Genomic DNA, 20,769 nt, shown 5'->3' on the forward strand with positions numbered 1-20,769 from the left:
GATGTTCCTCATTCTTTGTTTAGATAACCGACGTCAGAACCGCCCTCTACAGCAGCCGCAACTCCGCCTGAAAACCACGGTGTAACGCAAGAAGCTGCCAAGTTACCGAGCAAACCGAAGAAAAATGCAACGGCCAAATAAGTCAACAAAATCTTACGGCCGCTCCTGCGAGTGTGTAGTTTTACGAAAGATGAGAAATCTGCAACGCCGGTTCCGTCTTTGCTCTCCTTCTTCCAATGATAAACGACCATTCCGCCAGGAATCCCGCTGGGCACGTATTCGTTCCAGGGATCGTGTTCAAGAAGTCGGTTCTTATGCCATTGTATGCTGCTGGCTGACAGCTCGGAATGAACCGGGAAAGCTGTAAGAAATGCCACGAGATTGATATTGATCTTGCCTTGCTTCTCGTCAGCGCGAATCTTATTCTCAACCTGTGGCGGCAGTGTACGAAGCTCATTGAAACGAAAGTCAATATACTCGATTTCCTCGAACCCACTTTGAAATTTACGGTCGAGCGGCGTTATGACGTGGATGAAAGGGCTGGATTTCCCACTGGGCAGATAGATTCTCAGCCTGAAGTAAATACTTTCATCGGCCTTGATTTGATCGCTAACAGAATCGATAGCGGCCCTCTCGATTGAGAGGAGGGTTCCGTCAGAAAATTTTTCCAAGGAAAGGTGGGATGCGTCTAAATAGCCGCCCTGCTCGATAAATTTGTGAACCCGGCAAAACAGGTTGTCGCCATTTTTTAGCTCAATCCGCGCAGGAGCCGGTGTAACAACGCATTGGAGCTTTTCGTTGAAAATGCCTTGCGCAACTGACGTTTGGGCCAGCTGGACGCCCGCGTCTTGTATCGACTTTCTCTCGACATCAACTGGCAAGTAAATATTTATGCGCTCTATAGATGCGGGATTCTTGATTAGTAGACCAATCTCAAGGAAGTCTCTCGCGGGGCATTGAGGACGCCCTTTGAAATCCTTATCTCCAGCGATGCGCCAGAAATTAAAGTGCGTTTCCATATTGGTGCTCGCGACGTCTCCGTTGGCGAGACACCAAACCGCCATGCTGCCCGCTTTTTCCTGCTGCTTATTTTTACTTGTTTCCACCGCAATCCCCCGCGCGATTCGAATCTGTTGAGTGTATTTCTAACTCAAACGCTACCGTTCGGGCATGAAAATCGATCACTCTTAGACAAGTTGCACTCAGGCGGAATAAGATTCGGCCCTCCAAGGCGGCTGCATAATGAGCAAAATTGACGAGCATTGCTCTTCAGTTGGATTCCGGTTGTTGGCGATGCTCTGACTATAGTTGCAGCCTTAATGCGTGAACTCGGTTATTGACCTTTTCCATATATCCGGTATTATAGATATATGGAAAACGAAGACGCAATTGCAGCACTGGCTGCCCTCGCTCAGTCAACACGGCTCGACACATTCCGCCTGCTGGTGAAGCATGAACCTGACGGTATTCCGGCAGGGGAACTGGCACGCATTCTGGATGTTCCGCAGAACACAATGTCGGCGCACCTTGCGACGTTGTCGCGTGCAGGCCTCGTAAGGGGCGAACGTCAGAGCCGCTCGATCATCTATCGCGCTGATCTCGACCGATTTCGAGAACTGACCCTTTTCATGATCAAGGACTGCTGTGGCGGCAGTGCCAAGCTCTGCGCACCTCTTATAAAAAGCCTGACACCCTGTTGCGAACCAAAAACGGCCACCCAGTAACACAAGGCCGCTGAATTCGGCCTTACACAAACGGACTGATAAAATGACGGATCGGGTCTACAACGTGCTCTTCTTGTGCACGGGCAATTCCGCACGCTCAATTTTGGGCGAGGCAATTCTGAACAAAGACGGCGAAGGACGTTTTCACGCCTATTCGGCTGGTAGTCGGCCAAAAGGCGACGTTCATCCTCTCGCAATCAAGGAACTGGACGCTCTCGGCTATTCCATCGAGAACCTGAGCTCAAAAAGCTGGGACGTGTTTTCAGGTACCGACGCCCCTCAGATGGATTTCATTTTCACGGTCTGTGATAACGCTGCCGGAGAAGCCTGTCCTGTCTGGATTGGCCATCCGATGACAGCCCACTGGGGCATTGAGGATCCTGCCGCTGTCGAAGGTAATGAAGCAGAAAAACAGCGCGCCTTTGCACAGGCGGCCCGTTTTCTGAAGAACCGAATATCAGCATTCCTGAGCCTTCCCCACGCCATGATAGACCGCATGGCGCTTCAAAATCATCTGAAAGAAATCGGCACCATGGAAGGTAGCACACAGACAAATGTGGAGAATAACTGATGTCCACATTCGAACGTTATCTGACTGTCTGGGTGGCTCTTTGCATTGTTGCAGGCGTAGCTCTTGGACATTTCTTTCCGACACTATTTCATGCAATCGGCTCTGCTGAAGTCGCCAAAGTCAACATTCCAGTCGCCATTCTCATCTGGCTCATGATCATTCCCATGTTGCTGAAGATCGATTTCAGCGCATTGAGACAGGTCACTGAGCACTGGCGTGGCATCGGCGTCACGCTCTTTATCAATTGGGCCGTCAAACCGTTCTCTATGGCACTTCTCGGTTGGCTATTTATCGGCTGGCTGTTTCGCCCTTATCTTCCTGCAGACCAGATCGATTCCTACATTGCTGGACTGATTATTCTGGCGGCCGCCCCCTGCACGGCAATGGTGTTCGTCTGGTCCAACCTGACCAAGGGCGAGCCGCATTTCACGCTGTCGCAGGTCGCACTGAACGATGCGATCATGGTTGTGGCATTTGCCCCTATCGTCGGACTACTGCTCGGACTGTCGGCAATTACTGTCCCGTGGAATACGCTCGTTCTGTCGGTTGTCCTCTATATCGTCATTCCGGTGATTATCGCGCAAATCCTGCGCAGAAGTATTCTCGCCAGCGGTGGAGAACGAGCTTTCGATGTAATGCTCAGAACACTACAGCCGCTGTCCCTGATTGCGCTTTTGGCGACACTTGTTCTGCTATTCGCATTTCAAGGAGAGCAGATCATCGCACAGCCCATGATCATTGCGATGCTGGCCGTCCCGATCCTCATCCAGGTCTATTTCAACTCTGGCCTCGCTTATCTGTTGAATCGCATTTCAGGCGAGCAACATTGCGTCGCCGGTCCCTCAGCTTTGATTGGTGCATCCAACTTCTTCGAGCTGGCAGTAGCAGCAGCAATCAGCCTTTTCGGCTTCTCATCTGGCGCGGCGCTCGCAACAGTGGTTGGCGTTCTTGTTGAAGTGCCCGTCATGCTCTCGGTCGTCTGGATCGTGAACCGCTCAAAGGGTTGGTACGAACGCGGTTCCAATCAAAAGCCAGTCACCGAAACAGGAAAACTCTGATGTCAGTTACGATCTATCACAATCCGAACTGTGGCACGTCACGCAACACATTGGCGTTGATCCGTGCCAGCGGCGAAGAGCCTGTCGTCATCGAATATGTGCAAAATCCGCCGTCGCGAGAACGACTGGTTGAATTGCTTCGAGCAATGCAGATGACGCCTCGCCAACTCCTTCGCGAGAAAGGCACACCATATGCCGAACTGGGATTGTCCGATCCCAAATGGACCGATGATGAACTGGTCGACTTCATGATGGCGCATCCTATCCTGATCAATCGCCCAATCGTGGAAACACCGCTTGGCATCAAACTGTGCCGTCCGTCAGAACTGGTTCTCGACATTCTGGAAAACCCGGTGTCGTCATTCACCAAAGAGGACGGAGAAGTCATCACCTATGAAAGAAAGTCCCGCTGACATGGACCTGCCGAACCTCGATCAGAATTCCTTCGCATTGCCAGACCTCGATGCTCTACGTGCCGACTTTCCAAAGCATAAGCCTCGTATCCTTTTGCTCTATGGCTCACTTCGTGATCGTTCCTATAGTCGGTTTCTGACCCTGGAAGCGCAGCGCCTTCTCGATGCGATGGGTGCTGAAACGCGTGTCTTTCATGCCAATGGTCTTCCTTTGCCAGACGATGGTTCGGCAGAGCATCCGAAGGTTCAGGAATTGCGTGAGGCAATGCTTTGGTCAGAAGGGCAAGTCTGGACCAGTCCAGAACGTCATGGAGCCATGAGCGCTGTCATGAAATCGCAGATCGACTGGATTCCTTTGCCAGGTGGAGCAATTCGTCCGACGCAGGGCCGAACTCTGGCCGTGATGCAGGTTTCAGGGGGATCGCAGAGCTTCAACGCTGTCAATCAGATGCGCATTCTGGGGCGCTGGATGCGAATGATCACCATTCCAAACCAGTCATCCGTCGCAAAGGCGTGGCAGGAATTCGACGACGCTGGACGGATGAAATCCTCATCCTTCTATGATCGCGTAGTGGACGTAATGGAAGAACTGATGAAGTTTACACTTCTGACGCGTGGCATCTCGGATCATCTCACAGACCGTTATAGCGAGCGTAAGGAAGAAGCGGCCAAACTCGAAAAGCGTGTTTCGTTGAAATCAATATGAATTCAGAAAAAGATTGAGCGTCTCGCAAGACATCCTGTTGCGCGAGCGCTCAATATGCCAGCCATTTTGAAACAAATGGGTCTGCTTCAGCGAAGTGACCCAGCTTCCGTTTCCTGCCCAGAAGTACAGCAGCCATCTGGTTCCTCCACAGTCGCCTTAATGATCTGATCGCCCGCGCAACAGTCCTCCATCAGAAATTTGATGAGATCGGCCATGGATTGATAATTGGCGACATAGATGAGCGAGCGTGACTCACGCCGTTGCGATATCAATCCCGCCCTTTCCAGTTCTTTCAAATGAAAACTGACATTTGACGGAGATACGCCCATGCGTTCCGCAATTGCTCCTGCGGCCAGTCCCTCTCGTCCAGCAACGACCAATGTCCTGATAATGCCAAGACGCGTTTCCTGTGAGAGTGCTGCAAATGATAAAAGAGCTTGACGGTCATCCATATTTCAACAATCCTTGAATTATTGAATCGAGGATACCGAACATGAACGTAATCGACAAGAGCGTATCGCCTGAAATCAGCCTCGACGATCTCCTCAATGGATTGCAAGAAGCACCAGAGGCACCTTTGGTGTTCTTCTATGAAGGACATCCAACGAAACCCGGCTATCATGTTACCGAAGTCAAGGCAGGTCAGTTCTCTGCTCTGGATTGTGGCGCTAATCCGGAAGCATGGTCAGAGATGTTTGTTCAGCTCTGGGACATAGACGAAGACGACCGAAGCCATATGCCAGCGGCGAAATTCGCAGCAATCATTCACAAAGTATCGAAGCACGTCCAGTTGGAACCCGGTGCCAGGCTCACATTTGAAGTCAGCGATGGAAAGCAGCCCATGGCACTTTATTACGCAACTGCACCGCTTCTGACCGACGGTACCTTTGAAGTGGCTTTAACGGCACGTCCTTCCAGCTGCAAACCCAGAGATCGGTGGCTGGCAGAGCAAATAAAAGGAGCCAGTTCCTGCTGTGGCCCAACTAACTCACAATGTTGCGCATGATGCGGGTTTAGTTCTTTGACGCCGTTAAACTGTAAAACTATGGCGATAAAATCATCATGAGCGTCCAACGGCTTCCTATCGCCGCCATTGTCGGTCTAGGACTGACCCAGAATATTGGCTACGGCACATTATATTATTCCTTCAGCATTCTTGCGCCCTCTATGGCGCAAGATTTCTCTGTTTCGAACGAATGGATATTCGGAGCGTTGTCGGTCGCTCTCCTGACGGGGGGCTTCCTAGCACCCTGGATGGGACGTCTCATTGATCGCCTCGGTGCAGGTCGCGTGATGACCGTTGGCTCAATAATAGCGGCCACTGCGTTGGTCGCCAGTGCCTTTTCACCCAATGCGGTCACATTCGCAGCAACCCTGACGCTTATCGAAGTGGCCGCGAACCTCGTGCAGTACGGCGCGGCCTTTGTTCTTCTGGTGCAACTTGCACCAACGGTTGCACAGCGCAGCATCACTTACCTGACTTTGATTGCAGGATTTGCCTCGACAATCTTTTGGCCGATCACCACCTCTCTTCAGCAATGGCTGACATGGCAGCAAATTTATCTGCTGTTCGCATGTCTTCATTTCGCTCTTTGTATGCCAGTTCACTTTTGGCTAGCGCGAAATCTCGCGTCGAAAGCTCGTACAAGTTCGGCGAATGGATCGCGCACGATAACTGAAGGGACGCTGCCAAGGCTTTTTCGTCGGCGAGGTCTGATGTACCTGCTAATCGGTCTTTCGTTTCAATCGTTGATCGCAGCAGCTATCCTCGTTCATATGATTCCGATGTTGAAAGGCCTTGGTCTTGCAGGATCGGCAGCCTTGATAGGGGCGATGTTTGGTCCATCCCAGGTGACCAGCCGTCTGATAAACATGATCGGCGGCAAGAACCTTGCTCCGATCAAACTCGCGATCATTTCTTCCTCACTAATGGCGCTTGCAGTCACCTGCCTGATGCTCGGCGCTCCATTCATAGCTGCGGCGTTAATATTTGCCTGTCTGTTCGGCTTTGGTAACGGCCTCTTCAGTATAGTGTCAGGGACGCTGCCTCTTTCGCTGTTCGGAAGCGAAGGATATGGCGCATTGCAAGGTAAAATAATGTCGGCACGGCTTATTGTATCAGCAATGGCTCCATTTGCGATGGCATTCGCAATGGGGCATTTGGGTGTAAAGGCGGCGCTCGCAATCGTTATTGTTTGTAGCGTATCCTCGCTCATTGCCTTCGGGTTATTGGTCCGACTGGAAAATGAGGCTGAAAAAGCCCGATTAGCCAAGGTGGCATCATAAGCCGTTTTGCAATTGATTGTCTTTGTAATGGTACATTGGCGGGGATAGGTAGCGTGACATTAAATCTGAATACTCCGGTACCCATGGTTAGCCCGAAAATCGATCACGATGTGATCATAATCGGTGGAGGTCAAACCGGGCTTGCGGCTGCGTACTATCTCCGCCGTGCTGAGGTAGAATTCACTATCCTGGATGACGGCAACGAACCAGGCGGGGCATGGGTGCATGGATGGGATTCTCTGCGCCTTTTTTCACCTGCCAGTTTCAGTTCGCTCCCTGGCTGGCTGATGCCTCCCAGTCGGGAATCAGATGGTTATCCTACGCGCGATGAAGTGATCAGCTACCTTCAGCGTTATGAGGAACGCTATAAGCTTCCTGTCGAACGCCCACACAAGGTAGAATCTGTCACCCGTGAAAATGATATTCTTCGGGTTACATTGGCGGATGGATCGAGCCGAACCTGCCATGCGGTTATCAGTGCCACTGGGACATGGTCGAAACCGTTTGTCCCCGACTACCCCGGCAAGGACCTGTTCTCAGGCGTTCAGATTCATTCTGCACATTATGAAACTGCCGATGATTTTGCTGGCCAGCGTGTGCTTGTTGTTGGCGGAGGCAATTCAGGGGCACAAATTCTCGCTGATTTAAGTACCGTCGCAGAAACAATTTGGGTGACACTGACGCCGCCAGTGTTTCTGCCTGACGAAATTGACGGCCGAGTGCTTTTTGAAAACGCCAGTGCACGCGTACGGGGAGATGTCGACGCCAATACAACAATTGGGGACATTATTATGGTCTCTCCGGTAAAAGCCGCGCGCGACCGAGGCGTATTGAACGCCGTACGCCCCTTTAAGCAATTTACAGAAGATGGTGTCGTTTGGGCTGACCAAACAGAGACCAAAATCGACGCGGTAATCTGGTGCACAGGATTTCGCCCTGCAACGGATCACCTGAAAGCCCTCGGCGTTGTTGAACCGAACGGACGGGTTCAAGTCATTGAACAACGATCCATCAAAGAGCCTCGGCTATGGCTTGCTGGTTATGGCAACTGGACGGGTGCGGCTTCTGCGACATTAATCGGTGCAGGTCGGACAGCTCGCGAATTTGTACCGCGATTGGTCGCAGATCTAATTGGTTCGTCGAAATAGTCCTTTATCGGTGTTCGTGTTTTGTTCTATACCTAGGGCATGACAAGCACGATTAAAACACTTGGACAGGCTTCACGGCATCGATTGTTCGTAATGGCCGAGTGCCGTACCTGCAAACGGAGTGCCCGGTTTCTGGCCAGCGATCTCGCATCGATCTTTGGCCACGGAAGCAACCCCTATACCCTCAAGTTTAAATGCACGACCTGCGACTCCTCCAATTGCAATTCGACATTGGAATGGCCAGATTTTGAACGTACTCACGAGCATTATGTTTGGCGGCCCATAAAAGTTAAGGGCGGCGATCTTTTATGAAAAAGCTAAAATAAATTAAAATTTATGTAGGCCAGCTTTTCGGCATTATTAAACCGAAGCCCTTGGATTTATCTCTATAAATAAAGGTTACACCTTTTCGTTCTAAGGCTGATTGGATTTTTCGCTGAGTTTCAATTTTTACGCCTGCATTTCTTTCAAAGCTTCCGATAGTCCGCACGCTTACCCCCGCTTCTGCGGCGAGCTCTTCTCGACTTAAATCGAGTGCGAGTCTTGCGGCTCGCAAAAGTGCAATCGGTATATCCATCCTTTTCTTTTAATTCAGGGAGTATGCAACTGCTACACCCCCTAATTTGCCTTAAATCGGTATTTATTTGCCATATTTAGGAATTTAATTGCCTATTTCTGGCAATTCTGACATAAGCCAGATTATTGCTCACACAGACACCGAATCAGTGAGTTAAAGATTTGATGATTAGGCGGATTGCCCCTTTTTGTCCGTCGATGACGTCATCGTTTAAACTGGTTTCACATCGAATTTGGCGCATGTAGCCCATGTGCCGGACAGGAGAACTTATGCCTGAAAACTCCCCAATCGGTCATGTTATTCTTATGAAAAATGAAGTTCCACGACGGCATCCAGGACGTGGATTGAATGCGGCATTGCAGCTAAGTGAACTTCACAATCGCATTAACAAGCAAGAACGCGATCCTCAGAGTACGGAGCGTGTCGACGAATATTTTCGTTACGCAATCTGGAGCGAAGGAGAAAAAATCATTGGTTACCTTGAGAGTATAATTTCGGTAGCTGATGAAAGAACTTCCACGACAACGTCAGGAATTCCAATATCATCCAGTAGCATGAGAAAATTGGTGGGCGCTCTTTCGGAAGAAGCCGAGGGCATTATGCACTATCAGCCTACTCTGACGCCGACTTATTTATCAGGCGGCTTTGCATTCGATCTCATCGTTTACGATAAGCAACAAAAATGCTTGCGTTATATTCATATCGCCTACGGTATTGGCGCTGAACGAATTGCGCTAATTCAGTACGAAGAAGACAAGGCGAGGCTCGCAGGCTTTTTGCCTCGCTTGGCGGCACAGTACTTTGGCGTTGAGATAGAACGAACAGAGTTCGTCATTATAGATCCGTTACTCAGCGAGACAAAATATCTGGAAGGCGTTTGGGCGCTTCACGATTTAGACCAGCTAACCGGTAGATCGGGTACTGCACAACACGTGCTGGAAATACAGAGACAGCAAAGACACATGCTGAGCTTTTGGTTTAGTAACAGCCTTTCCGGCAGTGAGATGGAAAAGCATCGACAGCTCAATTCGATCTTTCATCGCTTGGCGCACGAAGAACTGACACGAGCGAAACAATTGCACTTCCACACACTCGTTCCAGATCAAACCCAGTAAGCGGGGCTCCTGAGCCATTCTCCGACTGTTGCATGTTCCACGCTGAACGGTTCAGCGTTTGCTCGCAACATTAATCAAACACGTTGAACAAGAAACGCCATTTCACGGGCGCGTTGTAGCGCGCCCGAATGGCCCCTCATTTCTTCATTCTTCAGGATCTTATTATTATGGCTGTCATAATCAAAAACGGAAAATACAATCGCGAACAACTGGAAATCGAAATCGATATGCTGAAGGCCTTGGTCACGGATCTTGAACGCATATTCAACGGTGAACATCCAGATGAGCGCCAACTTTCAAATTCTCCAGCCATAACATGCTGGAAGCTCAGCGCACGCCGCGCAACTTGCTTAGAGGGTGTATTATTCGAACATCCTCGGCTCGGACAAATCGTGCCTAATGGCATCACTTCAGAACTTTGGCTTCTCGATCTCGACAGAAACTACGCTCGCACATTCAGCCGCTTTTACCGACTGGGCCAAAAAGACATCGGTAATTGAGAAAAACGTACATCGTGCTGCACGTCGCCGACTGACATCGCAGTTTGAGTTTCGCTGCGTACAAGCTGAAAGACGTCAGCGCCTGCCAGAGGAAATCTGGCATGAGAACTGTCGGCAATTGCGGACAACAAAGGGATAAGGGAATGAAACTTTGGATCTGGTCTGACGTCCACCATGAACTGCAAGAAGTCGACTATCCGTCGCGTGAGAACGCGCCAGAATGCGATATGATCATCATTGCGGGCGATCTCAATGCAGCGCCTGACCTTCACATCACGCTGGAATTCTTGATCAGGCACTATGAGAAGCCCATCATCTATGTCCCCGGCAACCACGAATTCTATCAGAACAAATGGCTCATGAATGATCGAGAACGGTCTTTGGAGAGTGACAGGCAAACGATCAAGACAATCGAAGCCCTCTCTTTGGAGTGGCCGCAGCGGTTTTACTGCCTTGATCAGGACGAGGTGATTATCGACGACATCAGATTCGTTGGGGCTAGCTTATGGGTAGATTTTCAGATGAATCTCTCCCTAAAGTCTGATCTAGCGCGGCGAATGCAAGAAGCGCGAGCAATACTGAATGACTTCCGTGCGATCCGCATGAAAAACGGGAAGTCATTCACGCCCGAAAATATGCTCGATCTACACCTGTCAGATGCCGCTTACATTCGGCAAAAACTAACAGAACATTTTACTGGTCCCACGGTTGTTCTCACACATCACATGCCACACTCTGATTGCACACCACCAGTCTATGCACACTCAATCGGCAACTATTTGTTTGCGTGCGGATCAGATGCCTTCGATGACATCCTCCACTCTGAACTAGCACCCGCTCTATGGATCTGCGGGCACACGCATCATGCTTTCGACATTCAAATTGGACGAAGCCGAATTATCTGCAATCCATTTGGTTATAAGTGGGAACAAGGATTGAACGGATTTCGATGGGATCTAATAGTAGAAATAGCATAGACCATCAAAACGGAACTGCATCAGAGCCTGCGCAATGCCCAATTGTTGGTTGTAGCCCGTCCAATAACGCAATAAAGTGTTCAACAGAGAACAAGTCACTGTTTTTGGGCGACGAAGAATAAAAATTATCTCTTTTTATCAATAAGTTATCCGCGAGTGTACAGTCCAACCGGATTCCGGATATTCCGTTCAGTCGGACACGTGCAGATAGTCGTTCGACAGTCGAGCATTCTTTTTAGGGTAACGTAAAGATGAGCATCAACGAATTGGGTAAATAATTGATATCACTGAGCTTCTTTCCGTCGGGCAGGCGGGATTCGAACCCACGACCCCTTGACCCCCAGTCAAGTGCGCTACCGGGCTGCGCTACTGCCCGAAGGAAAAAAGCTCAGTGATGAACACTTTCGTTGACTCCGTATAACGAACCCACGACCCCTTGACCCCCAGTCAAGTGCGCTACCGGGCTGCGCTACGCTCCGAGCCGGGGAAAGCCTTAGAATGCAAAGGAATTTTCCGCAAGCCCTAAAAGTGGCGAAAAGGCAAAATGCGCACAATTGATCTCTGGAAAACTACCAGTATCGCTCAAGTCCGTGGTGCGAGCAGGATGATGCAGGTGCCTGCCAGAGCCACGCATGCGCCGGTGATATCCCAGCGGTCCGGCTTTGCACCTTCAGCCCCCCATATCCACACAATGGACGCGACGATGTAGATGCCGCCATAGGCCGCATAGGCGCGGCCTGCCGTATCGCTCTCGATCAGTGTCAGGAAATAGGCAAAGAGCGCCAGCGACGCCATGCCGGGAATGAGCCAGAGCGGCGACTTGTCGAGTTTCAGCCAGGCCCAGAAGGCGAAGCAACCGGCGATTTCGCAGACTGCGGCGGCGGCGTAGATGATGAACTGCAAGGTTGCTCCTATGCGCGTGCCTGTGGGCGGGCAATTGACGCAGAAGCGCGGGGCAGGCCAGTCTGACGCCGATATTTATATTCAAGCCCGGCACATCCCCAGATGATCCCGAACAGCAGATAGAAATGCCGCCAATGGTCGGTATCGATAACATTGCCGATCAGCACATGTCCCAGATAAGTCGCATAGGCGCAGAGCAGAAAGGGCTGCCATGGTCTGTTACGGAACAGCAGGCGAAAACCGATGCCCAGCGTCATGAATGTCAGCGTGACGAAAGCAGTAAAGCCGATCCAGCCATAATCGAGCGCGGCTTTGAGCCAGTTATTGTGCGTGTCTTCGCCGAACATAGGGCCGAATTCCAGCGGCCCGATACCGAGCGGATGCTGCGTGGAAAGCACCATGCCATACCAGTGGCGTGCAAAGCGCCCCATGCGGTCGGCGTCATAGCTTTGTTCGAGCTGTGCGCGCTGCAGGAAGAAATCTCCGATGCCGGGGATTTCAATGAGGATCAGCAACCCGACCACAACAACGGCAACCGCCAGCAATGCAATCAGGATGAGGCGCAAGCGAAAGCGGTTATTGTTGGTTTGCAGAAATAGCGTGAGCAGGATGACCAGACAGGCGAGGGGCACCATGGCCCAGGCTGCGCGCGAGAAAGAGAACAGTACACCGAGTGTCAAAAAGGCGGCAGCAGGCACATAGACCAGCATGTCGCGCGCACGTCCGGTGAGAATGCGATAAACGGTCCAGCTAAGCGGCAAAATGAGAAATGGACCGAACACGTTCGGGTCCTGAAAAGCGCCCTTGGCGCGCCCGTAGCGCGTGAAGAGATCAGCACCCGGAAAAAGGTTGAGATAGCCCGCAATGCCGAGAAAAGCCGCTATCAGGCCAACAAAAAGGTAGGCTTTGAAGATTGTTTGCAATCTCCGGTAATCCATCTCGATCATTGCGGCGAAGAACACCGAGGTTAAAGCGAGAAACAGGGAAACGGCGATATAGAGCGGCGCATTTTTCAGGTCGGGCATCTGCAAGGTCGAGATGACGCCGCCAAAGTTGAACACGGCGAAAATAGCGAGCAGAACGAGGTTAGTTCGGCTCAGGCGAAGCCCGAACAGCAGCGCAACGGCAATCAAGCCGGCCATATAGACTTCATAAGGCGCAGGCTCACCGAGCACAAAGCCCAGCAGAAAAACCCCAAATCCCACTGCTAAATTGACCATCAGGCGGTTCAGCGCCCGACGCTGATGCACGGTCACGCCAACGGTGGACGCTGGATTATGCATCGGCGCGGCTATGGGCGCTGGCTGGCTCAATAGGCATTTTCCGTATTGAGAAGCCGAATGGGCGTCAGGAAGAGGATCTTGAGATCGAACCAGAGCGACCAGTTTTCGATGTAATAGAGGTCGTATTCGGTGCGCATCGTGATCTTCTCTTCATTGTCAATCTCGCCACGCCAGCCATTGATCTGGGCCCAGCCGGTCACACCCGGCTTGACGCGATGGCGTGCGAAATAGCCGTCAACAACTTCGTTATAGAGAAGATTGTTGGAATGCGCCGCCACCGCATGAGGGCGTGGGCCAACCAGCGACAGCGACCCGGCGATAACGTTGAAGAACTGCGGCAACTCGTCGATAGACGTCTTGCGGATGAAGCGACCGACGCGGGTGACACGTGGATCGTTCTTTGTCACTGCGTTGCGTGCCGTCGGGTCGCACTGCTCGGTGTACATCGACCGGAACTTCCAGACATTGATGACTTCATTGTTGAAGCCATGGCGCTTCTGCTTGAAGAAAACCGGCCCCTTGCTGTCGAGTTTGATGGCGATGGCGGTGCCAATCATGATCGGCGACAGAACAATGATCCCGACAATACTGAAGGCAATGTCGAAAATGCGCTTGGCGACGGAATCCCAGTCGTTGATCGGCTTGTCGAAAATATCCAGCATCGGCACCGAGCCGACATAGGAATAGGAGCGTGGACGGAAGCGCAGGTGGTTGTTGAGCGCCGACAGGCGAATATCAACGGGCAGCACCCAGAGCTTCTTGAGGAGTGCCAAAACGCGCGCCTCGGCACTGATCGGCAGCGAGACGATCAGCAGATCGATATGCGCGATACGCGCAAACTCGATCAGTTCGTTGATGTTGCCGAGCTTCGGATAACCGGCAACGACAGGCGGCGAGCGCTTGTCGTCACGGTCGTCGAAAATACCGCAGATGCGGATATCGTTGTCTGGCTGTTGTTCGAGTGAACGGATCAACGCTTCGGCATTGGGGCCGCCGCCGACGATCACTGCACGGCGTTCCATGGTGCCATTGCGGGCCCAGCGTCGGATTTTCCACGCAATGATCAGGCGGGAAATCAGAATGACGGCAATGGCGCTGACCGCCCAGATGAGGAACCAGCCGCGTGAGAAATGGGCAGAAACCTTGAAAAGAAAACCGAGCACTGCAAGCGTGCCAAGCGTTGCCGCCCAGCTGATGATCAGCCGACGCAGATGGTGGGTGGGGCTTCGGAGAATATTGACCTGATAGCCGTCATTGATTTCCATCAGAGCAACATAGAGCACGCCGCCAGCGATGATGATCAGTGGGTAGTAAAGCAGATAATTGCTCTGAAGCCCGACATAATAGCCGAGGCTCAATATGCCCATCAGGAAGATGAGGCCGAACTCGACCAGACGCACAACGCCGCTCAGCATGAGCGGCGAAAACGTGTCCCGCCTGTATTGCGCAGCTATGCTCTGCGCCAGGGGGCTGAGTTCCACCGGTTCTTGCGGCTTCGAATCCTGCTTGGCGCTGGCCTCGATGGCCTTGCGTCCAAATGGAGAAAAAGCATCATTGTCCCGCACGATAATGTCCCGCTTATCAGTTTACAGGAGTATGTGTATCGTCAGATTCCTAAGAAATCTCTGAGTACGCAGGTATCGGACCCGCTCAGTACTCACGAATGCGTTTCACGGTAAATCAATTCTATAGAATGCGCCATGGACTGAACTCCAAATCGTTCACGAAGTCGCGAATTATCCGGCATTTGCGCGCTGAAACTGTCTTTTCCGCCCCTCGTTTCCCGGATTTTAGCGACAAGCGCTTCCACTGCCGGTTCAAACAATGCCGGAGACGCGGGGCCGAATATTTCGGGAATGCCACCAACGCGGCTGGCGATGACGGTTTTCCCGGCGGCAAGTGCTTCCAATACAATATAGGGGAAAGCCTCTGCACGGGAAGGGATGACCATCATGCGGCCAAGCGCAAATGCATCTCGCGCCGCCATGCCGGGCAGAAAATGGACGTGTTCTCCGAGACCAAGCTCGGCTGCAAGCGCTATAAAGACTGGTTTTTCGGAACCGTCTCCGACAATGGTTGCGCTGAGTGACAGGCCATCCTGATCGCGAAGCTCCGCCAAGGCGCGGATCAGAATGTCCGGGCCTTTCAGATCACGCATCGTGCCGACGAACAGAAGGTCGCTGGCGTCGGGCGTATCGGCTACGGGTATGAATTCATCGTCAGCAAGGCCGTTATAGACGACTGCATGGAGGCCATGGGGCCTCCCGACCTTTTCTTCATAGGTTCGTTTCTCAAAATTGGAAACGAACATCACCGCATCGGTCAAGGGTGCCAGAAGCCGCTCGACCAGAAAGACAGCGCCGCCGCGGCGCGTCTTCCGGTCAAAATGCAGGCTTCCGCCATGCGGTGAATAGATACGGGCTACGCGAGACTTAAAAACCCGTAGAACAGAGCCGAACAACCGGGCATAGACGCCGCCTTTGGCGCCATGCCCGTGCAAAATGTCCGGCCGCAATTTCTTGACAACGCGGTATGCTTTAAGAGCCGCCGCTGCATCGCCGATACCAATATGGCGCTGCATGGCAATTCTATGCAGGCCAAGCGCAAGCTTTGGCCGCAATTCTTCTAGAAGCGCATCCTCTCTTGGACCGCCTGTTGTTGCATCGCAGACGAGCCCGACAAGGTGACCTTTTTCCGCCTGTGCAGCGACCAGATCGCGGACATGGCGGAACAATCCGCCAGCGGGCTCGCGAAAGCAGTGGACGATACGCAGAGGGGAAACAGTGTCGTCATCAGCCATCAATCGCCATCAGAACAGACGTTCGCGGACATAAATCGTATCGCCAGGCAGGATCGGATCGGAGATCAGAACCCGGCCCGTCAGCACCTTGCCGTTAAACTGGCGGGTGATGTCGGCATTTTCCTGATTGGCGCGCGGGCTGAAACCGCCTGCAGCTGCAATCGCCTTCTGGACGGTCATGCCCGGCACATAGGAATATTGCCCGGCTGCGCCCACTTCGCCCATCACGAAGATTGGACGATAACGGTCGATCTCGACGCTGACATCCGGGTCGCGCAGGTAGCCACCGCGCAATTTCGACGCGATCAGCCCTTCAAGCTGCTTCGCGGTCTTGCCGCGCGCTGGAATGCTGCCGACGAGCGGGAAAGCCACATAGCCTGCCTGATCGACACTATAGGTGTTGGTCAGACTTGCCTGTTCGAAAACGGTGATGCGCACGCGGTCACCCGCATCCAGCATATAAGGCTGGTTCAGCGCTTCATGAAAGGCTGGCGGTGCAGGGCGGTAGCTCGTGCAGGCCGACGACAGAGTGATCGCCGCAAGACCGAGCGCCGTGAGCAAAGCACGGCCTGTACGCTTGTTGTGAATTTTCTTCGCCATCATGTCTCGCCTCGGTATCCCCGAAAAGCATCGCCCGCATTTATGGAAACTGATCAATACCGAAGCACAACCAGATGAATTCCTGTCACTGCGTTATCGATTGATTAGGGTTAATGGCTGGTAAAGATGCGTCGAGATGATCAAAAAACTTTCCGCAAGAAGGGGAAGGGTACAGCGGCAGAAGTATTGGGAGGTCGTAGGAGCTATAGAAAACGGCCTTGCGGAGGCGTGTGTTAGCGGATGCTTGAATATCGCTGAAATCTCAGCGCTTAACCCTATGGTTACCTTAAGCGTTTACTTTTCGGCCCGAAAATGGGTATGCGACCTGGATGGGAATGACGATTGTCAGTAATCGACGGGCGCCTGCGGAGTAACGAAATGGCGGAAGTCGATTCGTCGTTGAAAGACGCAGACATCGATATAGGCGCGCTTTTTGGAAGCTTGCGTCGTAACTGGCTTTTGATTGTTGGCGGCGCTCTGTTGATGGCGGCGCTGGCATGGGTCATTTGTCTGCTTTTGACGCCGGATTATCGCGCAGAAACCCGCATCATTATCGAAACCCGCGAGTCTGTCTTCACACGGCCCAATGGTGACAACCCCGCCGAGCGTCCGTTGCTGGACCCGGAAGGCGTGAAGAGCCAGATCGAGATTCTGACGTCGAACGATCTCCTGCGCCGGGTTTCAGACAAGCTGAACCTGCCGAACAATGAAGCTTTTACCTCAATCGCAGTAAGGCCTTACAGCCGAGTTCTTATTCTTCTCGGCATGATAGCCGATCCCGAGAAATTGTCTCGGGACGAGCGGGTTCTGCTGCGGCTGCGCAAGCACTTGCAAGTGTACAATATCACCGGCTCACGCGTTATCGCGGTGCAGTACACGTCTGCCAATCCGCAGTTGGCAGCACAAATTGCCAATACGATTGCTGAAGAATATATCGCATTGCAGAGTGCGGCGAAGCTGCAATCCAATGACGATGCCACCAACTGGCTGGCGCCGGAAATCGACGACCTGCGGACGCATGTGCGCGATGCCGAAAAGAAAGTCGCAGATTACCGCGCCTCGCGGGGACTGCTGACCGGTCAGACCAATAACACAATTGCTTCGCAGCAGCTTTCTGAAGTTTCGACGGAACTGACCCGCGTTCGCTCTGATCGCGCCACGGCGGAGGCTAGGGCGGCAAGTGTTCGCAAGGCGCTGGCGGCTGGTACGCCGGTCGATACGCTGCCGGAGGTGGTGGCGTCCGGCATGATGCAGCGGCTGGCAGAGCGTCGCATCGAGCTGAATGCACAGATTGCCGATCTGTCGACCACTCTTCTCGATGGTCATCCACGCATCAAGGCGCTGCGCTCGCAGCTCGTTGATCTCGACCGCCAGACCAAGGCGGAAGGCCGTAAGCTGCTCGCCAGCCTTGAAAACGATGTCACCACGGCGCAGCTGCGTGAAGATGAGCTGACCCGCGAACTGAATCGCGTCCAGTCGCAGGCCGCACAGGCTGGCGATCAGGAAGTTGAGCTGCGTGCGCTTGAGCGCGAAGCGGCGGCACAGCGCCAGCTTCTGGAAACCTATCTGACCCGTTATCGCGAAGCAGCTTCGCGTATCGATCGCAATTATGTGCCTGTCGATGCCCGCATTCTGTCGGGCGATACGCCAGCGCTTCCCTATTTCCCAATGGTTCTGCCAACGGTTGCCGCAACATTTGCGGCGGGCTTGCTGCTGCTCTCGATCTTCGTGCTGCTGCGTGAACTGTTTAGCGGACGTGCATTCGTCACGACTGACGGCAGACGCGTCGAGGCGGTTGAGGAAATCGAAATGCCGGTTATTACGGCCGCTGCCGAAGCTGCCGCCGTTCCACCAACGGCATCCGAACAGGGAGAGGGAACCGTTGCTCCGCGCCGTTCCTGGACAGTGCCTTTTATAACAAGATCGTCTGGCTCTGACGCACGGACGACACCTGCGCCTACGGCGAAGGAGACGATCATGCCTGCACCGAAGAACCCGAACGGCGTGGAAGCCATTGCCAATCGTCTGCTCGACGGTCGCGACAAGCGCATCGTGGTGGTTTCACCGGAAGGTGATGAAGCATCAGCAACGACTGTGCGTCTGTTGCGCGATCTGGCTGACCGTGGCAAGCGTGCTCTGCTGGTGGATATGACCGCGCAGGGTACGGTGGGCAGTGCAATGCTGGATGGGCACAAGCTACCCGGCATTACCGAACTTCTGATCGGCGAGAAGCGCTTCAATGAAGTCATTCATAGCGACCGTTTCTCGCAGGCGCATGTTGTGCCGCTGGGTGCGGCAGACCCGGTTGAAGCCATGCGCTCCGTTGATCGCCTGCCGCTGATCCTCGATGCACTTGAGACCGTTTATGACTTCGTGATTGTGGAATGCGGCCCGTCTTCCGCCGCACAGATTCGCCGTGTCGCCGAAGACAATGCGACGGTTGTGATGAGCATTGTCGATCCGGAGAACAATGACGTTGCTCTTGCTGCGCTCGATCTCGATCAGGGCGGCTATGAGGATGTCGTTATTCTCATGGACGATAAAAACCAGCAGCCACGTGCGTAATTCGATTCAAAAACAGCATTTTAAACCGGCAAGCTGATTCAAAATCGCAACTTATCTCCGGGCAAGCTTTGCCCGTATACGCTTGGCGAGCCGCCAGAGTCGGGGATTGCGCTTGATTGTGCTGGCAATAGCGCTGCGAGTGGATTGCAGCGCCACAAAGAGCCTGCCTTTTGCCGACAGCGGCAGAACAGTGTCGAAGATTTCAAGCTCGATATCGCACCAGTCGCGCTTGTAGGGCTCATCGCCCACGCCGAAGCTGTAGGCCGCATAACCGGCATCGCAACAACGCTTAATATCTTCGAAGAAGAGAAACTCGCCGGGGCTGGCATGCGCCATATCATCATCGGCAATGGCGGCAAATTCGGCAGTTGGTCCGCTATCGGTCAGGTTCTTGCCGACGATGGAGCGGATAATACCACCCACTTCCAGAAACCGTAGTTCGCATAGTGGTGCCGGTGCCGCGAGAGCCTGTCCATAAAGCGCTTTGAAAAATGTCTGCACGGCTTTGTCGGCAAACGGGTCGGTTATGCCCATCTGCCGAAAACGCCCGGCTTTCATGGCAAAGTAAAGATCGAGAACTTGGTCGGATTCGGCCCGTGTCCGCGGCTTTTCAATGCGCCAGCCGCCTGCCTCTTCATAGCGGCGTTCGTGCTGACGATGCTTTTTCAATCTCCGGCGACGGTTGGTGCGATCCAGCACTGCATCAAAACCGCCATCGAGCGCGACCATCAGCACCGGGTTGGGGTTGCGTTTCTGTCCCAGCGCAAAAAGCGGATTGTCGATATCGTCAACGGCTTCAAGCTGTCGCGTCAGTGACAGAGCGTCGATATCCGGTCGTTCCTTGCGAATGATGGCAACAAGCCGCTCCAGCGCCTTGCGGCTGACTGAGGATGCCTGTGCCCGATTCAACCACGGGAAATTACCATTGGCATGGTTGCCGCCGGGATAGCGCGCGATTCTCATGCCATTCTGGCGGATAACTTCCAGAGGCAGGAGAAAGACGGGGCGATCGGCATCGAAAATTCCGGCGACGAAACAGTCGCTGTTGACGCAACGGTGCCAGCAATCGATCCAGTCAAAGGACTGTGGTGCGCCGTGCAAGGCTGGCACTGTCGCCCAGAGACGCTCGATTTCGGAAAAATCGCTGATGATGCGTTCCGTAAGCGTGGCCGATCCCGCTATTTTGCCCCGCTCAGTCATACTGCAATGCGCCCCTCGAAATAATGTCAGAGCTGCTTTTTACGCGGCGGCTGCGCCATCCACCAGATGATAGCCATGGCAGGCAGAACCCAAAGCAGGCCCGACGCTATGAAATAGAGCAGATGCACCCATGCCGGAGAATTGCCGAGATGCGCGACGGCGATAATCGTGGCCAGAATCGCATAGACGATGACCAGCGTTACCAGCAGAAATGTGCCGATCAGTTTCTTCAGCCTTACGGGCATGATTGCGTCTCTCCTTTTCCCCGCACCATCACTAACCGCTGGACCTTGTCTGTGAAAGGGTAAAAAACGCGGCGGCATGTCGCGTGGGCTTGCCTTGT

22 protein-coding genes and 1 tRNA gene are annotated in these 20,769 nt (G+C 53.0%); 12 read left to right on the forward strand and 11 right to left on the reverse strand.

Translation table 11 applies throughout. The features are described from left to right. Positions 1-8 precede the first annotated feature (8 nt). On the reverse strand, positions 9-1,106 hold the full coding sequence (locus FHW03_RS08435) for a hypothetical protein (protein ID WP_182520234.1): 1,098 nt from the start codon (positions 1,104-1,106) through the stop codon (positions 9-11). A 264-nt stretch (positions 1,107-1,370) separates the two neighbouring features. Between FHW03_RS08435 and FHW03_RS08440 the strand changes: the two genes are divergently transcribed. Genes FHW03_RS08440 through arsH form a run of 5 tightly spaced genes read left to right on the forward strand, consistent with a single transcriptional unit; the run spans position 1,371 to position 4,472 of the window. Beyond that, complete coding sequence (locus FHW03_RS08440; RefSeq protein WP_182520235.1) at positions 1,371-1,724, forward strand: metalloregulator ArsR/SmtB family transcription factor; 354 nt, start codon at positions 1,371-1,373, stop codon at positions 1,722-1,724. Positions 1,725-1,767: 43 nt separating this feature from the next. Continuing rightward, complete coding sequence (locus tag FHW03_RS08445) at positions 1,768-2,295, forward strand: arsenate reductase ArsC (protein WP_182520236.1); 528 nt, start codon at positions 1,768-1,770, stop codon at positions 2,293-2,295. Then, on the forward strand, positions 2,295-3,353 hold the full coding sequence (gene arsB / locus FHW03_RS08450; protein WP_182520237.1) for an ACR3 family arsenite efflux transporter: 1,059 nt from the start codon (positions 2,295-2,297) through the stop codon (positions 3,351-3,353). Before FHW03_RS08445 ends, arsB begins: the two co-directional genes overlap by 1 nt. Next, positions 3,353-3,766, forward strand: a complete 414-nt coding sequence (arsC, locus tag FHW03_RS08455) for an arsenate reductase (glutaredoxin) (protein WP_182520238.1) — start codon at positions 3,353-3,355, stop codon at positions 3,764-3,766. The genes arsB and arsC overlap by 1 nt, the downstream gene beginning before the upstream one ends. Then, complete coding sequence (gene arsH / locus FHW03_RS08460) at positions 3,747-4,472, forward strand: arsenical resistance protein ArsH (RefSeq protein WP_182520239.1); 726 nt, start codon at positions 3,747-3,749, stop codon at positions 4,470-4,472. Before arsC ends, arsH begins: the two co-directional genes overlap by 20 nt. Before the next feature lie 86 nt (positions 4,473-4,558). Here arsH and FHW03_RS08465 read toward each other — a convergent pair whose 3' ends face one another. Further along, positions 4,559-4,924, reverse strand: a complete 366-nt coding sequence (locus FHW03_RS08465) for a helix-turn-helix transcriptional regulator (protein ID WP_024897570.1) — start codon at positions 4,922-4,924, stop codon at positions 4,559-4,561. 41 nt (positions 4,925-4,965) lie between these two features. On the opposite strand from FHW03_RS08465, the gene FHW03_RS08470 reads away from it, so the two are divergent. The 3 genes from FHW03_RS08470 to FHW03_RS08480 are packed head-to-tail and all read left to right on the forward strand — an operon-like array spanning position 4,966 to position 7,906. Continuing rightward, entirely contained in the window at positions 4,966-5,478 is a 513-nt protein-coding gene (locus tag FHW03_RS08470) for a DUF6428 family protein (RefSeq protein ID WP_182520240.1), read from the forward strand. A 56-nt stretch (positions 5,479-5,534) separates the two neighbouring features. Next, on the forward strand, positions 5,535-6,758 hold the full coding sequence (gene arsK, locus FHW03_RS08475; RefSeq protein ID WP_182520241.1) for an arsenite efflux MFS transporter ArsK: 1,224 nt from the start codon (positions 5,535-5,537) through the stop codon (positions 6,756-6,758). A gap of 53 nt (positions 6,759-6,811) precedes the next feature. Then, a complete protein-coding gene (locus FHW03_RS08480) occupies positions 6,812-7,906 on the forward strand; it encodes an ArsO family NAD(P)H-dependent flavin-containing monooxygenase (protein WP_353391534.1) in 1,095 nt (364 codons plus the stop codon). Positions 7,907-8,240: 334 nt separating this feature from the next. Here FHW03_RS08480 and FHW03_RS08485 read toward each other — a convergent pair whose 3' ends face one another. Beyond that, the gene (locus FHW03_RS08485; RefSeq protein ID WP_182520242.1) at positions 8,241-8,483 is read right to left on the reverse strand and encodes a helix-turn-helix transcriptional regulator; all 243 of its coding nucleotides are present in this window, start codon (positions 8,481-8,483) and stop codon (positions 8,241-8,243) included. Positions 8,484-8,752: 269 nt separating this feature from the next. On the opposite strand from FHW03_RS08485, the gene FHW03_RS08490 reads away from it, so the two are divergent. The 3 genes from FHW03_RS08490 to FHW03_RS08500 all read left to right on the forward strand — a co-directional run bounded on the left by FHW03_RS08490 (position 8,753) and on the right by FHW03_RS08500 (position 11,075). Beyond that, positions 8,753-9,598, forward strand: a complete 846-nt coding sequence (locus FHW03_RS08490) for a hypothetical protein (protein WP_182520243.1) — start codon at positions 8,753-8,755, stop codon at positions 9,596-9,598. Positions 9,599-9,765: 167 nt separating this feature from the next. Further along, positions 9,766-10,098, forward strand: a complete 333-nt coding sequence (locus FHW03_RS08495; protein WP_235909067.1) for a hypothetical protein — start codon at positions 9,766-9,768, stop codon at positions 10,096-10,098. A gap of 101 nt (positions 10,099-10,199) precedes the next feature. Continuing rightward, positions 10,200-11,075 carry a metallophosphoesterase gene (locus FHW03_RS08500; protein ID WP_353391538.1) on the forward strand — a complete coding sequence of 292 codons (876 nt, stop codon included), beginning with the start codon at positions 10,200-10,202 and terminating at the stop codon, positions 11,073-11,075. A gap of 302 nt (positions 11,076-11,377) precedes the next feature. On the opposite strand, the gene FHW03_RS08505 is transcribed toward FHW03_RS08500, so the two are convergent. From FHW03_RS08505 to FHW03_RS08530, 6 genes are all read right to left on the reverse strand, one after another. Continuing rightward, positions 11,378-11,451, reverse strand: a tRNA-Pro gene (locus FHW03_RS08505). Between the two features lie 206 nt (positions 11,452-11,657). Further along, complete coding sequence (locus tag FHW03_RS08510) at positions 11,658-11,978, reverse strand: YnfA family protein (RefSeq protein WP_182520245.1); 321 nt, start codon at positions 11,976-11,978, stop codon at positions 11,658-11,660. A gap of 8 nt (positions 11,979-11,986) precedes the next feature. Next, positions 11,987-13,261, reverse strand: coding sequence for an O-antigen ligase family protein (locus FHW03_RS08515; protein WP_182520472.1), 1,275 nt, complete (start codon positions 13,259-13,261; stop codon positions 11,987-11,989). 26 nt (positions 13,262-13,287) lie between these two features. Then, the gene (locus tag FHW03_RS08520; RefSeq protein ID WP_182520246.1) at positions 13,288-14,826 is read right to left on the reverse strand and encodes an undecaprenyl-phosphate glucose phosphotransferase; all 1,539 of its coding nucleotides are present in this window, start codon (positions 14,824-14,826) and stop codon (positions 13,288-13,290) included. A gap of 92 nt (positions 14,827-14,918) precedes the next feature. Then, positions 14,919-16,061, reverse strand: a complete 1,143-nt coding sequence (locus FHW03_RS08525) for a glycosyltransferase family 4 protein (protein WP_182520247.1) — start codon at positions 16,059-16,061, stop codon at positions 14,919-14,921. Positions 16,062-16,070: 9 nt separating this feature from the next. Beyond that, on the reverse strand, positions 16,071-16,661 hold the full coding sequence (locus tag FHW03_RS08530) for a polysaccharide biosynthesis/export family protein (protein ID WP_377514531.1): 591 nt from the start codon (positions 16,659-16,661) through the stop codon (positions 16,071-16,073). A 378-nt stretch (positions 16,662-17,039) separates the two neighbouring features. Between FHW03_RS08530 and FHW03_RS08535 the strand changes: the two genes are divergently transcribed. Continuing rightward, positions 17,040-19,226 carry an exopolysaccharide transport family protein gene (locus tag FHW03_RS08535; RefSeq protein ID WP_182520249.1) on the forward strand — a complete coding sequence of 729 codons (2,187 nt, stop codon included), beginning with the start codon at positions 17,040-17,042 and terminating at the stop codon, positions 19,224-19,226. A gap of 51 nt (positions 19,227-19,277) precedes the next feature. Here FHW03_RS08535 and FHW03_RS08540 read toward each other — a convergent pair whose 3' ends face one another. Continuing rightward, a complete protein-coding gene (locus tag FHW03_RS08540) occupies positions 19,278-20,426 on the reverse strand; it encodes a GNAT family N-acetyltransferase (RefSeq protein WP_182520250.1) in 1,149 nt (382 codons plus the stop codon). A gap of 26 nt (positions 20,427-20,452) precedes the next feature. Next, positions 20,453-20,671, reverse strand: a complete 219-nt coding sequence (locus FHW03_RS08545; protein WP_078340522.1) for a DUF2842 domain-containing protein — start codon at positions 20,669-20,671, stop codon at positions 20,453-20,455. Positions 20,672-20,769 lie beyond the last annotated feature (98 nt).

The organism is Ochrobactrum sp. RH2CCR150, assembly GCA_014138095.1.
Classification (GTDB): Bacteria; Pseudomonadota; Alphaproteobacteria; order Rhizobiales; family Rhizobiaceae; genus Brucella; species Brucella gambitense.

What these genes read in the sequence shown, in the direction of transcription:
- FHW03_RS08465 (WP_024897570.1), bottom strand. Translation starts at nt 4,924, where the DNA reads ATGGATGACCGTCAAGCTCTTTTATCATTTGCAGCACTCTCACAGGAA.
- arsK (WP_182520241.1), top strand. Translation starts at nt 5,535, where the DNA reads ATGAGCGTCCAACGGCTTCCTATCGCCGCCATTGTCGGTCTAGGACTG.
- FHW03_RS08515 (WP_182520472.1), bottom strand. Translation starts at nt 13,261, where the DNA reads ATGCATAATCCAGCGTCCACCGTTGGCGTGACCGTGCATCAGCGTCGG.
- FHW03_RS08535 (WP_182520249.1), top strand. Translation starts at nt 17,040, where the DNA reads ATGGCGGAAGTCGATTCGTCGTTGAAAGACGCAGACATCGATATAGGC.
- arsC (WP_182520238.1), top strand. Translation starts at nt 3,353, where the DNA reads ATGTCAGTTACGATCTATCACAATCCGAACTGTGGCACGTCACGCAAC.
- arsB (WP_182520237.1), top strand. Translation starts at nt 2,295, where the DNA reads ATGTCCACATTCGAACGTTATCTGACTGTCTGGGTGGCTCTTTGCATT.
- arsH (WP_182520239.1), top strand. Translation starts at nt 3,747, where the DNA reads ATGAAAGAAAGTCCCGCTGACATGGACCTGCCGAACCTCGATCAGAAT.
- FHW03_RS08445 (WP_182520236.1), top strand. Translation starts at nt 1,768, where the DNA reads ATGACGGATCGGGTCTACAACGTGCTCTTCTTGTGCACGGGCAATTCC.
- FHW03_RS08500 (WP_353391538.1), top strand. Translation starts at nt 10,200, where the DNA reads ATGAGAACTGTCGGCAATTGCGGACAACAAAGGGATAAGGGAATGAAA.
- FHW03_RS08530 (WP_377514531.1), bottom strand. Translation starts at nt 16,661, where the DNA reads ATGGCGAAGAAAATTCACAACAAGCGTACAGGCCGTGCTTTGCTCACG.
- FHW03_RS08540 (WP_182520250.1), bottom strand. Translation starts at nt 20,426, where the DNA reads ATGACTGAGCGGGGCAAAATAGCGGGATCGGCCACGCTTACGGAACGC.
- FHW03_RS08545 (WP_078340522.1), bottom strand. Translation starts at nt 20,671, where the DNA reads ATGCCCGTAAGGCTGAAGAAACTGATCGGCACATTTCTGCTGGTAACG.
- FHW03_RS08470 (WP_182520240.1), top strand. Translation starts at nt 4,966, where the DNA reads ATGAACGTAATCGACAAGAGCGTATCGCCTGAAATCAGCCTCGACGAT.
- FHW03_RS08440 (WP_182520235.1), top strand. Translation starts at nt 1,371, where the DNA reads ATGGAAAACGAAGACGCAATTGCAGCACTGGCTGCCCTCGCTCAGTCA.
- FHW03_RS08495 (WP_235909067.1), top strand. Translation starts at nt 9,766, where the DNA reads ATGGCTGTCATAATCAAAAACGGAAAATACAATCGCGAACAACTGGAA.
- FHW03_RS08490 (WP_182520243.1), top strand. Translation starts at nt 8,753, where the DNA reads ATGCCTGAAAACTCCCCAATCGGTCATGTTATTCTTATGAAAAATGAA.
- FHW03_RS08485 (WP_182520242.1), bottom strand. Translation starts at nt 8,483, where the DNA reads ATGGATATACCGATTGCACTTTTGCGAGCCGCAAGACTCGCACTCGAT.
- FHW03_RS08525 (WP_182520247.1), bottom strand. Translation starts at nt 16,061, where the DNA reads ATGGCTGATGACGACACTGTTTCCCCTCTGCGTATCGTCCACTGCTTT.